Below are 13,064 nucleotides of genomic sequence, written 5' to 3'. Positions count from 1 at the left end.
TTAGGAAGAGGACAAGGAGACAAGGGGCAAGAACGTCAAGCACGATTCTCCTGTCCTCTTCTTCCCAATCCCCAATCCCCAGTACCCAATCCCCGATCACCAGTCCCCAGTCCTTAAGATGACAAATACGTATACCTCCTCAAACTTTGTTCGTAAGTTTGCAGCAGTCGCTGTGATTCTGCTAAGGTAATGCGATTTTCTTCTAAAGCTTGCTCGCAACGCTGGCGGATGTTTTCCACCATATCCTCGGAGTCGTACTGCACGTAGCCCACCACTTCACTCATGGTATCACCCTTGACTACGTGTTGAATCTGGTAACCTTTGGGTGTTAATTGGATGTGAACGGCGTTAGTATCGCCAAACAAATTATGTAAATTCCCCATGATTTCCTGATACGCTCCACTCAGGAACATTCCCAGATAGTAAGGTTCTCCTGGCTCAAAAGGGTGGAGTTCTAAGACTGACTTGACATCTCGCAAGTCAATAAAGCGGTCAATTTTACCGTCACTGTCACAGGTAAGATCCGCGAGAATTCCCCTTCGTGTTGGCTCTTGATCTAAGCGGTGGATCGGCATGATCGGAAATAATTGATCAATAGCCCAGCAATCAGGTGCCGACTGAAATACAGACATATTGATGTAGTAGATGGAAGCCATAATTTTTTCTAAGTCTTCCAGTTCGTCGGGTACGTACTCATGCCGCCTGGTGATACTGAGGATTTTTTGACAGCAAGCCCAGTACAACCGTTCGGCTTTGGCACGTTCTGTGAGGCTGAGAATTCCCAAGTTGAAGCGGCTGATTGCTTCTTCTTTAAATTGAGTAGCGTCGTGGTAAAACTCTTGATAATTATCTTCGTGAATTGATTGGTAAGTTTCCCAAAGATAACTGATGATGTGAGACTCTCCTTCTTTGGGAGGTTCGGGCGCTTCTGTCAGAACTTCACTGGTACTGAGAACGTCAAAAATTAATACTGACTGGTGGGAAGCGATCGCTCGTCCACTTTCGCTAATCAGTGTTGGTACGGGTATACCTCGCTCTGAGCAGGTATCTTTTAACTCTGCCACGATGTCGTTGGCATAGTTCTGCATATTGTAGTTTTTGGAGGCGTAGAAGTTGGTTTGCGAACCGTCGTAATCTACACCTAAGCCACCACCGACATCGAGATATTTCATGTTAGCGCCTAATGCCGCTAATTCCACATAAATGCGACTGGCTTCTTGGATTGCATCTTTAATCACATTAATGGCAGAAATTTGCGAGCCAACGTGAAAGTGCAATAACTGTAAAGAATTTAACAAGTTTGCGGCACGCAACTTATCCACTGCTTGGATAATTTCTGGAATTGTCAAACCAAATTTAGCGCGATCGCCGCTCGAAGTTCCCCAGCGCCCCATGCCTTGAGTGCTGAGTTTTGCTCTCACCCCGACAATCGGTTGAATTCCTAACTGCTGACTGACTTCAATTACCAAATCCACTTCTTCGATTTGTTCTAGGACAATAATTGGCGTCTGTCCTAGTCTTTGTGCCAACATTGCCGTTTCAATGTATTCTCGGTCTTTGTAGCCGTTGCAAATTAGCAAAGCTCCTGGTGTATCCAACATTGCCAGGGCAATCATTAATTCTGGCTTGGAACCAGCTTCTAAGCCAAATTGATGAGGTTTGCCAAAGCGCACTAAATCTGATACTAGATGGCGCTGCTGATTGCATTTAACCGGAAACACGCCCCGGTAAACGCCAGGATAATTGTAGCGAGCGATCGCTTTAGCAAAACAAGCATTCAACCGCTCGATCCTGTCTTCTAAAATATCCGAAAACCGAATTAACAGAGGCAAACCGAGATTGCGCTGTTTCAGAGCATTGACTAATTCAAACAAATCGAGAGAACCGCCGCGATCGCCCTTGGGAGAAACAGTGATGTGCCCTGCCGCGTTAATTGAAAAATAAGGTTGCCCCCAACCTTCAATTCGGTATAGGGCTTCACTATCCTCAATTTTCCACAGGCGCGATCCATCGGGTGTGGTAGCAGGTGGCAGCAATTTTTTTTGCTTGTGATGTTTTAGTTCACCCTTTTTACCATTATGGGAAGGCGGTTTCACCACCTCATCTGATGCAGCAGTTGACTCAAGACGCATTTCTTCTTGACCTTTATGTTTCACCCACGAATTTACAATTTAACGCATTCGTGTTTGAACTCACATATACTTTGGAGGTGATTTGTGAGATATTCTGTGATTGGTCATTAGTCATTGGTCATTGGTCATTTGTTTAGTAGGGGAGGCAGCGCGTTGCGGAGCCAGTGCGCCCTTGCGCTCTGCCGACTTGTAGCACCTGGCGTCGGGTTAAGCGCGTCGAGTGCGATTGCCGTGCGGGTTTTGCTGATGATTTTTCGGCTCAAACCGATCATTTATCTTCTAAACCCGCCCGTACTTATACAGGCAAAAACTATATCAGGGACTTTTGACTTTTAACTAAAGGCATAAAAAATATTTATCTGCTTTGAGGAGATAGCTTTGGAACGCACTTTTATTGCAATTAAACCTGACGGTGTACAACGTAAATTAGCTGGTGAAATTATCCGCCGCTTTGAAAGTAAAGGCTTTACCTTAGTTGGCTTAAAATTTTTGAAAGTGAGCCGGGAATTAGCTGAAGCGCACTACGATGTTCACCGGGAAAAACCATTTTTTTCGGGGTTAGTTGAGTTTATCACTTCTGGCCCGGTAGTAGCGATGGTGTGGGAAGGTGAAGGTGTTGTTGCTGCGGCAAGAAAGCTAATTGGTGCGACAAATCCCTTAACGGCAGAACCAGGAACAATCCGGGGTGATTTTGGCGTTAATATCGGTCGTAATATTATTCACGGCTCCGATGCAGTTGAAACTGCTCAACGAGAAATTTCTTTGTGGTTTAAAGATGAAGAATTAGTCAATTGGCAGCCCCATTTGATGCCTTGGCTGCACGAGTAAATTAGAGGCTAGGGGCTAGAGGCTAGAGGCTAGGAAAAAGTATGAAGTATAAAAAATTTTAGCCTTCATCCTTTTTACTTCAACCTTTCTAGCATTCCTAGTCCCTAGTCCCTAGTCCCTAGCCCCTCTACATTAACTTCACTCTTTTCCGGTGTTGGTGCTTCCGGCAATGATTCTGGAAGGTTGCGCTGGGAAAATCCCCAGGTTAAAATCAGGGCGATCGCGCTAATCATAATCCATTGTGGTGGTACTAAATCTTCGTTTACCACCCGAATCAGCAGGCGTAACCCTACCAACGCGACAGTGATATAGCCTGCATCTTCTAAATTCTTAAATTCATCCAACCAACGAATAAATAAACCTGCCATAAAGCGCAGGGTAACAATACCAATCGTAGTGCCAGTTAACACTAGCCAAGTTTCTTTAGAAACTGCGATCGCTGTGGTAACGCTATCCAAAGAAAATGCCAAATCCGTCAGAGCAATTACAGGTATTACTTGTAATAAACTACTAAAACGAGGGCCGTGATGGTGATGTTCTTCGTCTTCTGCTGAGGTAAAGTGTTGAAATACCAGCCACAGTAGATAAGCTGCACCTAGTAACTCAAATTGCCAGAACTGTTGCACCCAAGTCGCAGTCAGAAGCAAGGTAATTCTTAAAACGTAAGCGACTACTAGACCCAAATTGAGCGCTTGCTGTTCAAGTTTTTTGTTTTCTAGTCCTTGAGCGATCGCAGCTAAGGCGATCGCATTATCAGCAGATAGCACTGCCTCCAAAAATATCAAGACAAGCAAAACAATAGGAGCCTCAATGCTGAAATGGAAGTGAAGGTAATCAAAAATTCGGTCTAGCATTTCGGTTTTCTCAAGCAGCGAAAATTCAAAGTTAGCAGGAACGAAGAAATTCCTCTAGGAAGTGCAACAATTTGCTACCTTAATCAAGCTTAACGTGTATGGAGATAATTCTGGAAGACAGCAAGATTTGTAGGATGGGTAGAGCGCAAGCATTACCCATCATCAGCTTATAAATTTGCCAACCACTCCACGATTTGAGAGTTTACTACATCTGGCACTTCATCATGGGGACAATGCCCAGCATTAGGAATGGGAACAATTTTAATATCTTTACCATTTTCCTGTGCTTGTTCTCCCTGGAAAGGCCCTTTTTGGGCTTCTACGTAAATATTTGCCCCTGTCATTGGTGTCCAAGGATCATCAGCACCCCAAAGTACTAAGAGAGGACACTGAACTTTGGGCAATATTTCAGCAGGAGTAGGGCCAGGAGGTGCTGTTAAAATAGAAGCGAAAACTTTTTGCGCTCCCGGCTCGCAAGAGGGAGTATAAAGCATATCTACCAATTCATCTGTTACGGCTTCGCGGTTGCGATAAACCTGGTAGAGGGTACGGCGAATTTGGTGCTTTTGGCGAATACGATTAAATACGAAAGTTCCGGTAATAGGATGCCCAACCAACTTATTAAAAGCTGTCATCACGACTCTCAGTGGCGGATTTAACTCGTGGGGACGATGGCTCAATCCTCCTGCAGGATTAATCAACACAGCACCTGCGGCAATTTCTGGATGTTGCGCCACTGCTATCAAGCTCAAGAGTGCGCCAATGGAGTTACCGACAAATACAGTCGGTTCTTGAATATGTGCTAAACAGAAATCTTTGAGCAGTTCTACCCATACTTCTGTAGTGTAATTAATAGGGGCTTTATCGGAACCACCGAAGCCTAAAAGGTCAAGGGCAAATACACGATAGCCAGCATTTGCTAAAGCAGGAATGTTTTTGCGCCAGTGTCCGATACAAGCACCAAATCCATGAACTAAAATCAAAGGTTTTCCAGTACCCATGACAGTGTACTGAATTTTATAACCTTGCCAAGTCCAAAAAAGTTTTTCAAACGTGTCTTGTGTTAGTTGCTGTTGGGTAGTTACAGTCATTATTAAGTTTAGTAAAGCGCTTATATATCTTTATCATAGTAATATTTTGTAGGGCGTGTTACAGCTATGTAAGGATTTGAGGGTTTAAGAGAGTAACAACTAACCGTAACGCACCACAATCATGCAGTGCGTTAACTGAAGAACTTGCACCAAGATCAACAAGAGCCACAGGCTCTAGTTCTTGTTACCAGGTTGAACCTGGTAACAAGGGTGGTGGGTTGCTGCCTGGTGGCTGTTGCAACAGCTGCAAGATGTCAATTAAAGCAACTAGTAACAAGACTAAATTTGTGCATCAAACTTCTTGCACTCATTCTATTTTCAAACAATTCGACCACGGATGGACACAGATGGACACAGATAAAATCTATGTTTATCGGTATCTATCTGTGGTTGTAATTAACCAAATATTATGCGTTCTGTGTTGTTCTTAATCATCCCCTAAATCTGTTAAGAATTGCTGTTTGTCAAATTTATATTCGGTACCCAAGAACGAGATGATTTTTTCAGTATCATATTCAGCATTCTGTAAACAGGTTGAAGCTCCAGGGGAAGGTGTGATGTTAAATAATATATTTTCTCCAATTATTTTGGCTTCGCCAAGCTCAAGACGTTTGGTATTAAGATTAACAATTTGGGGTCTGATTCCTCCATAACCTTTAGCAATTTGAATATCATTTATTCTTAGTGAAGGAACAATTCTCTGAACTTCTTTTAAAAATAGTCTTTTGCCAATAATGGGAATGTCATAAAGATAATTTTTGACAATATATTTAAATATTGCTTTTTCGGAAAGAATTCTCAAAAAGCTCATTAAAGCATTGATACTGATTCCAGCCGTTTTTAAATAATCAAAAATAGTTGTGTATTTATACGGCTCTAAAACAGGAGTAACTTTGGCAGTAGGGCCAAATCTAGTTTTGCTTTGATCGTGTACTTCTGCATCTCCGTGAATAGCTGCAAAAGGAATTTCTTTTAGCTGTACTGTATAGACTTTACCGTTTAAAACACCTGGTGCCAAATAAAAACTTCCAGCTACATTTAGAAGGGCATAATTTTTACCATAGCCTAGAGATTTCGCAAATAACAAACTATACGCCCCAGTCATAAAAACAACAACTCTAGCGGTAATCTCTTCTTTATCAGTCTGAATGTAGTATAGTTCTCCTTCTTTTCTCAGACTTTTTACTTTTGTCTCCATCATTAAATCAATAGTTTTTTGAGAGTTATTAATTGACTTGTGGAGAAATGATTGGGCTAGCTTTTGAAAATCTATTGTATAACCTTCTTCACTAAATAGAGCTAGAATCTCTTCTTCAGTATCTCTATCTTTCACTACCTTAGGTTCAAGAAAATCTATTTCATCTTTGGGTAGCAATTTTAATTGAGGAAATAAAGATTTAAATTCTTGGTACCTATTTTGTAGTTCTTGAACTTGTTCTTTTCCTATGGCAAGAACCATTTTTTGATATCGGCTGTAGGTTTCTTGCTGGGAGTCGTTTTTCAAAAGATAATTTTTTACCAAAGTGGCAGCTCGTTTAACTTTTTGAGCTTTTTCTAAGGTATAGTTAGTCTCTATATCTCCAAAATGAAGAGTTTGGCTATTGCTTGTTTTATGAGAATTTCCCAAAGCTACTTCTGGGTTTTTTTCAATCAAAACAATTCGCTTGATGTTGGTGTAATTGCTTAAGCTGTACAGTAATGCAGTTCCAGAGATTCCACCACCGATGATGGCTACTTCATAAATGCTGCGATTGGCTTGCATATTTTTTCAAAATTTAATAGAAAACTGGAATTTATGAGCACATTGCTCAAATTTACTCACCTCTACACCACATCCTTAGCCTAAATTCGCAAATAAGAATAACCTTATTGCACGGCTAGAAGATTTATTTTACAAAGCTTTTACATTTTTATCTACAAATTATGATGCAGGCTTAAGCAGCAAATAATAAAGTTGTCCGTAGCTAACTGTGACACCAGCGCGATCGCCTGCTTGTTTACCAGTACCTAAAAAGTAGTCTACCCTTCCCGCGCCTTTAATCGCGCCTCCTGTATCTTGATCGAGAACATAACGACTGACAATGCGGTGTTCTGTTTTGCCGTTACTATCAACAAATGGGAAAGGAGCGCGAATGATGGCTAAAGCACCAGGAGGCATTAAGGATTTATCTGTGGCAATAGAACGTTCTGCTGTCAGCGGCACATTGATGGAACCTTGGGCTGGCGCACCATATTTTTCTTGAAAAAATACAAAACTGGGATCGCGTGGAATATAAACGTTTAACTCTTGGGGATACTTTTGAAAGTAGTCCAATATTTTTGGCATTGTCACTTCTTCCAAGGGTAGTTTGCTATCATTTGCTAGTTCGCGTCCAATGCTTTTGTAGTTGTAAGCGGTATTTCCGGCATAGCCTATTGTTGTCTGGGTGCCGTCGGGTAACTGAAGTCTTGCCGAACCTTGAATTTGAATGATATACGGTTCTAGGCGATCGCGAAACCAAAACAACTCCAATCCCCGCAGTTTACCTTGTGAGCCTTGCAAACCATCTGCCCCCTCTAACTCCAAGCGGGTGGGATGGGGCTTTTGCCAGGAGTTTAAATCGGGAGGCAAACGGTAGACGGGATAGCGATACTCGGCTGTGGGAATGCGACTGGCATAATAGAGCGGTTCAAAGTAGGCGGTAAACAAAACCGTTCCTTTTGCATCGCTGCCAACAGACTGATAAAAATCAAACTCCCGTGCGATCGCTGCATTCAACTCAGCAGCAGAATTAGATTTGAGTAATAATTGGCGGAATCGTTTTAAACTTTTGATAACGTGTGGACGCCCAATTTCAGCTATTTGATACCTTTGATAGGCAGCTTCAGCCCTGCTGGTTTGTAAGTACTGCAAACTGCGATCAATTGCTGCTATGAGTGCCTTTTTGTCTGAGGGTTGACTATCTTCGCCCCAAATCTGTCGATCCAAGCAAGATGTATCACCTTCACAACAAAACAACGGCGAGTTTTGTAGGGGTAGCAGTGGCGGTGGTGCTGTCTGATTTTGGGTTGATAAGGGTACAGGTAATTGCCACTTTTGTACTCTACATTCTGGTGGACTGAGTTCTCTCGACTCAAATGATAGTATTGGCACTAGCACAACCAAGGGAACTACGCAAAGACTGATAGTAATATTACTTAGAAGGTTCTGTATCACAGTATAGTTGGGTATTCATTGGTATATCAAATCTATTTCAAGCTTTGTAGAGACGTGACAGATGTAAGTTTATACACTTGTAAACGTGAATTAGCCGAACTCACCTTGAGTCGCAGCAAATCATAGATTGATTGCAAAATCCAAGTTTATGATGATAACGCCCACAGATAAACACAGATGCACACGGATAAATTATCTGTGTTTATCTGTGTTCATCTGCGGAAAGTTTGTAGACGCCGAAGGCGGCTTCCCGTTCGCCGTAAGGCGTTCCCGTAGGGTAGGGTGCGGAGGTTTCCTCCGTTAGCGTAGCTCCACTCTACGAGAAGCCGCCCTTCGGGCGTCTACGCGGAGCGAGGCTCAAAGCTTTCCAAGACAGTGGTCGATTTTTAAAATATGATTTTTGTTTGCCATTTTAATTCACATCAAACATCTAATACCATTTTGGATTGAGAATCACTTTCGTGCATCTGGATTGTATAAATACATCTGTTGCCATCATTTTTCAAATTGGTATAAATATAGGCAAAGCGCATCACGAGCGAGAAAAAATTAACAGGAATTGAGAGTGTCAGTAACAACTCGGTTGTAGTTGGGAAGATAAACCCCAAGGTAAACGCAACTACTGGCGATCGCCTCTCTCAAAATGTCTAAACTACAGGATTAACTTTAATTTCTGGATAGAAGCTGGGTAGGAAAGTAAACACCAATTTACCGAGTGTGTTTTTCTGATTGTAAAAATTAATATAATTTCTTTATGACCAGCATTACCAAGCCGCAAACAAAATCTCACACAGAGTACCGTCGGCGTGAAAACGATTGGCGGTTATTTTTACGTCTAGCACCCTATGCCCGTCGTCACAAAAAATCACTGGCACTGGCAATGTTGTTGCTTGTGCCGATGTCCATAGCTAATGCTGTCCAACCATTTTTAATTGGACAGGTAATTTCCCTGATTCGTCAAGAACCAAGTACTTTCGCATTACTCCGCAATCTTCCCTTTTGGCAAGCTCTGCATATCTTGGAAGCATTGTTAGTAGTAACGGTATCTATCCGATTAATTTTTACAGGCTTTCAGGGTTATTTAGTACAGAAAATCGGACAACAAATTACCGCCGAAATTCGCCAAGACTTGTTCAAGCACGTCACATCTCTGGCAGTACGCTTTTTTGACCGTACACCTGTTGGTAAGTTAATTACTAGACTTACCAGCGATGTGGAAGTACTAGGAGATGTATTTTCCACTGGGGCAGTCGGCATTGTGTCAGATTTGTTTTCCATGCTGGTGATTCTCGGTTTTATGTTTTCGATCCGCTGGGAACTCGCTTTGTTATTGCTCGCGATGCTCATACCAGTATCGGCATTAATTATTTACTTTCAGCAGCAGTATCGTAGTGCTAATTACAAAGCCAGGGAAGAACTTTCAGCGCTCAATTCCCAGTTGCAAGAAAATATTGTTGGTATCAATGTCGTGCAATTATTTCGGCGAGAAAAATTTAATGCCGAATTGTTTCGCAAGACAAATCAGCGTTACATCAAAGAAGTAGACAAAACTATCTTCAATGAGTCTGCGGTTTCTGCAACCCTAGAATGGGTGGCTTTGGTTGCGATCGCACTTGTTCTTTTAGTTGGCGGTTATTTACTATTACAAAAAAACTTGACATTTGGAATTTTATCTGCATTCATTTTGTATGCGGAAAGATTATTCCAACCTCTACAGCAGTTTGCAGAAAAATTTACGGTAATTCAAGCTGGTTTCACGGCAATTGAGCGCGTAATTGATATTTTAGATGAACCGATAGAAATACGCGATCGCGCCAATCCTAGAATCTCAATTTTTGATTCTCAATTTGGATATATTGACGAAATTGAAGAAAATCTTGACTCCTCCGAACAAAATACTAAACCACAGTTAGGAGAAATTAAATTTGAACACGTATGGTTCTCATACAAAAATGATGACGAATACGTAATTAAAGATTTAACTTTTACAATTCATCCTGGTGAGAAAGTAGCATTAGTGGGGCCTACTGGCGCAGGAAAAAGTACAATTATTCGCCTTTTATGCCGTCTCTATGAACCCAGCAAAGGGCGTATCCTTGTTGATGGCATTGATATTCGGGAACTACCTCAAGCAGAATTGCGCCGTTATATGGCAGTTATTTTACAAGAGGCATTTTTATTTGCTGGTGATGTTAAAAGCAACATTACCTTAGGAGATGGATACACGTTTGAGGAAATTCAAAAAGCAGCGCAGAGAACTAATATCGCCCAGTTTATAGAACAACTTCCCAGAGGATACCACACACAACTAAGAGAACGAGGTACCAATATTTCCAGCGGTCAAAAGCAACTTTTAGCCTTTGCCCGTGCAACTATTCGTAATCCCCAAATTCTAGTACTAGATGAAGCAACAGCCAGTTTAGATGTGGGAACAGAAGCTTTGATTCAACAAGCTTTAAACAAGCTATTGGTGGGACGTACTGCAATTATTATCGCTCACCGCCTATCCACAATTCGCAATGTGGATCGAATTTTCGTACTCAAACGTGGTGAATTAATCGAACAAGGAAGCCATGAAGAGTTACTCCAACAAGGAGGGCTTTATGCAACTTTACACAACTTGCAGATGTTAGGAACGTGAGAAGAGAGCAGAGGGGGAGATGGGGAAGATGGGGGGGGAGCAACTAACCACTAACTAATGACAAATGACTAACCCCAGCAAAATAAGTATTTCTACTAGGTGAATCTGGTAGAAAAATTAAATTATTTGTATATAAATCTGGAAATACCGTTTGTCGTGGTGATGTATTAGTTAAGGACTCTAAGCGCCTTTTCGGTAATTACATAACACCTACCAGGGAGGTTGGCGATGGACGGTATTCTCATCACCATTTTGCTATCAACCTACATCATTGCCATAGCAAAGCAAGTTAAGCAAAGCCAGACTACGGCAGATGAAGTTTCAAAGGAAATAATGGCTGAAAAGTAATTTATTTTCTATTAGTTGCTTAAAAAAGAGCTTCTTTAGGGACAAACATTTGTGCTAGAAACCTGTAGATATTAACAGAAGCGCGATCGCAAATGTTTTACCCTATCTTAGAATCTAGGGTACAGGTGACAGGGAACAGGGAACATAACTTACTTATAGTATTTAAATATTGATGTGAATAGCTTGCATCATGTCAGGTTAGCCTGAAAGAGTAAACTACTACAGTTATGGCAACCTGTAGAAAACATGGCAACCGAGCAGAGTTTGATTTTGGATTTCACAATTGTCTTAGGGGCAGCAGCAGCGGGAGGTTATCTGGCAAACCGACTACGTCAGCCTGTTTTGCTTGGTTATCTAGCCAGTGGATTAATTGTAGGGCCTTTCGGCTTCAAGCTCTTAAGCGATGTTTCCCAAATTAAATCTTTAGCGGAGATAGGTGTTGCCTTTCTGCTTTTTGCCTTGGGTGTAGAATTCTCTTTAGCAGAACTAAAACGAGTTAAGGATATTGCCCTGCAAGGAAGCCTATTACAAATAGGTTTGACTACTGCACTTGTAGCTTTTGTAACTATTATATTAGGTTGGGCTTCTGGGCTTTCTCAAGGAATCTTCTTAGGAGTGGTTCTTTCTCTGTCTTCCACAGCAATGGTGTTGAAAACACTGACAGAAAGGGGAGAAATTAATACATTACATGGTCAAATCATGCTGGCGATTTTAATCGCCCAAGATTTGGCATTAGGTGTGATATTAGCAATTTTGCCTGCTTTGCAGCAACCAGAAAATATTGCCTTGGCACTTGGTATTGCCATATTCAAAATCCTGGTATTTGTAGCAGTAGCGATCGCATTAAGTAAATGGATTGTGCCTCGCCTGATTAGCAGTTTCGCTGCTACCGAAAGCAATGAATTATTTCTGTTAGCAGTAATTGCTCTATGTTTGGGCGTGGCTTTAACTACAGCCAGTCTGGGCTTGTCTATTGCGATGGGAGCATTTGTTGCCGGGTTAATGATTTCCGAAATTGACTATGCCGATCAAACACTAGCAAAAGTTCTACCTTTACGAGACACTTTTGCCAGTCTTTTTTTCGCCTCGATTGGGATGCTAATCGATCCGGTTTTGCTCATCCACAACTTAGGATTGATTATAGGGTTGGTGCTGTTGGTGATGGTAGGCAAAGCACTGATTGTTCTACCTATCGTTCTTAGGTTTGGCTATTCTCTCAAAACAGCGGTTGTCGTCAGTTTTGGTATCAATCAAATTGGAGAGTTTTCCTTTGTCTTAGCCTTAGAAGGCTGGAGGTTAGAACTCATCTCCCAACAAACCTATCTTTTACTGTTGGCAACAACAGCAATTACGCTGGTGCTGACTCCCATGTGGCTAGACTCCGCGCCTCACCTAGCAGACAGCTTTAATCACATACCTGGGCTAACAAATTTTCTGCGGCGATTTTCAGCTCCCAAAACCATATTTATGCCAGAAAGAATGAGCAATCATGTAGTAGTAGCAGGTTACGGTAGAGTCGGGCAAGTCATTGTCAAGATTTTACAAAGTCAGGGATATCCTGTCTTAGTAATTGAAAATAGCGAAGCGGCTGCGCAAAGGTTGCGTCTTCACCAAATACCTTATATTTTCGGCGATGCTGATTCGGAGTTGGTATTGGAAAAAGCACATTTGCAAACTGCGAAAGCTCTAGCAATAGCATTACCAGATCCTGCTAGTACCAGATTGCTCCTCAAACGGGCACTCTCCATCGCACCTCAATTGGATGTTATTGTGCGATCGCACATTGACAGCGAAATTGACTTTTTGACTCAAATGGGTGCCAGAGAAGTCGTACAACCTGAATTTGAAGCGGCGCTTGAGTTAGGAAATCATCTCCTCAAAACCTTGGGCGCAGAAGAAAGCCATATTCGCAGCGTTATTAATGCCATTCGCACAGACAAATACATAAGTATTCGCCCAGAATGAGAATAACTT

The 13,064-nt window shown here is 41.8% G+C and carries 8 protein-coding genes; 3 read left to right on the top strand and 5 right to left on the bottom strand.

The window, feature by feature from the left end; genetic code table 11:
* Window positions 1-113: 113 nt before the first annotated feature.
* Window positions 114-2,132: a biosynthetic arginine decarboxylase gene (gene speA, locus UYC_RS0105690; RefSeq protein WP_026087383.1), complete on the bottom strand. Its 2,019-nt coding sequence runs from the start codon at window positions 2,130-2,132 to the stop codon at window positions 114-116.
* Window positions 2,133-2,510: 378 nt separating this feature from the next.
* Between speA and ndk the strand changes: the two genes are divergently transcribed.
* Window positions 2,511-2,960 carry a nucleoside-diphosphate kinase gene (gene ndk / locus UYC_RS0105685; protein ID WP_016873684.1) on the top strand — a complete coding sequence of 150 codons (450 nt, stop codon included), beginning with the start codon at window positions 2,511-2,513 and terminating at the stop codon, window positions 2,958-2,960.
* 104 nt (window positions 2,961-3,064) lie between these two features.
* Here ndk and UYC_RS0105680 read toward each other — a convergent pair whose 3' ends face one another.
* The 4 genes from UYC_RS0105680 to mltA form a co-directional block, all read right to left on the bottom strand.
* Window positions 3,065-3,814: a TerC family protein gene (locus UYC_RS0105680; RefSeq protein WP_016873683.1), complete on the bottom strand. Its 750-nt coding sequence runs from the start codon at window positions 3,812-3,814 to the stop codon at window positions 3,065-3,067.
* Between the two features lie 167 nt (window positions 3,815-3,981).
* Entirely contained in the window at window positions 3,982-4,905 is a 924-nt protein-coding gene (locus UYC_RS0105675; RefSeq protein ID WP_016873682.1) for an alpha/beta fold hydrolase, read from the bottom strand.
* Between the two features lie 427 nt (window positions 4,906-5,332).
* On the bottom strand, window positions 5,333-6,667 hold the full coding sequence (locus UYC_RS0105670; protein WP_016873681.1) for an FAD-dependent oxidoreductase: 1,335 nt from the start codon (window positions 6,665-6,667) through the stop codon (window positions 5,333-5,335).
* 159 nt (window positions 6,668-6,826) lie between these two features.
* The gene (mltA, locus tag UYC_RS0105665; RefSeq protein ID WP_026087382.1) at window positions 6,827-8,098 is read right to left on the bottom strand and encodes a murein transglycosylase A; all 1,272 of its coding nucleotides are present in this window, start codon (window positions 8,096-8,098) and stop codon (window positions 6,827-6,829) included.
* Between the two features lie 757 nt (window positions 8,099-8,855).
* On the opposite strand from mltA, the gene UYC_RS0105660 reads away from it, so the two are divergent.
* Entirely contained in the window at window positions 8,856-10,742 is a 1,887-nt protein-coding gene (locus UYC_RS0105660) for an ABC transporter ATP-binding protein (protein WP_016873679.1), read from the top strand.
* Window positions 10,743-11,336: 594 nt separating this feature from the next.
* Window positions 11,337-13,055: a cation:proton antiporter gene (locus UYC_RS0105650; protein WP_016873677.1), complete on the top strand. Its 1,719-nt coding sequence runs from the start codon at window positions 11,337-11,339 to the stop codon at window positions 13,053-13,055.
* Window positions 13,056-13,064 lie beyond the last annotated feature (9 nt).

It is taken from the genome of Chlorogloeopsis fritschii PCC 6912 (genome assembly GCF_000317285.1).
GTDB lineage: Bacteria > Cyanobacteriota > Cyanobacteriia > Cyanobacteriales > Nostocaceae > Chlorogloeopsis > Chlorogloeopsis fritschii.
Note: the sequence above shows the minus strand (reverse complement) of the source record. Positions and strands in the feature narration are given on the sequence as shown.

What these genes read in the sequence shown, in the direction of transcription:
- speA (WP_026087383.1), bottom strand. Translation starts at nt 2,132, where the DNA reads ATGCGTCTTGAGTCAACTGCTGCATCAGATGAGGTGGTGAAACCGCCT.
- UYC_RS0105680 (WP_016873683.1), bottom strand. Translation starts at nt 3,814, where the DNA reads ATGCTAGACCGAATTTTTGATTACCTTCACTTCCATTTCAGCATTGAG.
- UYC_RS0105675 (WP_016873682.1), bottom strand. Translation starts at nt 4,905, where the DNA reads ATGACTGTAACTACCCAACAGCAACTAACACAAGACACGTTTGAAAAA.
- UYC_RS0105670 (WP_016873681.1), bottom strand. Translation starts at nt 6,667, where the DNA reads ATGCAAGCCAATCGCAGCATTTATGAAGTAGCCATCATCGGTGGTGGA.
- UYC_RS0105660 (WP_016873679.1), top strand. Translation starts at nt 8,856, where the DNA reads ATGACCAGCATTACCAAGCCGCAAACAAAATCTCACACAGAGTACCGT.
- UYC_RS0105650 (WP_016873677.1), top strand. Translation starts at nt 11,337, where the DNA reads ATGGCAACCGAGCAGAGTTTGATTTTGGATTTCACAATTGTCTTAGGG.